This window comes from Bacillus cereus group sp. BfR-BA-01355, assembly GCF_022663675.1.
In the GTDB taxonomy this organism is placed as follows: domain Bacteria; phylum Bacillota; class Bacilli; order Bacillales; family Bacillaceae_G; genus Bacillus_A; species Bacillus_A thuringiensis_S.
This window is the reverse complement of record NZ_JAKUFY010000317.1, coordinates 1-428: the sequence shown is the minus strand read 5'-3', so window position 1 is coordinate 428 and position 428 is coordinate 1. Positions and strand designations below refer to the sequence as shown.

Below are 428 nucleotides of genomic sequence, written 5' to 3'. Positions count from 1 at the left end.
AATCTTTCTTCTCCATCTGGATTGATCCACTTATAACCTTCATAAGTACCTACCTTCATCCAGCCATTTTCTTTTTTTTCTACTACTCCCCAATTTTGTGGGTTAAATGGTGCTCCATAATTTGCTTTCTTTGCATTAAATGAAGGCTCATTATATGCATAAATCGTTTTGTTGACGGTAATTTGTTCAGCCGCAGGATTCATCCATTTCTCGCCTTCCCACGTCTTAAATTTTAGCCAACCATCTGTTGTTCCATCTACTATTCTAAATGTTTGTCGCCCGTACTTCGCTCCAGCATTCGCAACCTTTGATGAGAGAGAAGGTTCATCATATGCATAGAAATCTCCCATGACACGTTCTTCCCCATTTAAGTTAATCCAAACTGGACCTTCCCATGTTTCAATCTTCCACCAGCCATTATCTCTTTT

The 428-nt window shown here is 39.3% G+C and carries 1 pseudogene; it reads right to left on the bottom strand.

The window, feature by feature from the left end:
• A pseudogene (locus MR167_RS31830) lies at positions 1-428 on the bottom strand (hypothetical protein); the annotation flags it as partial.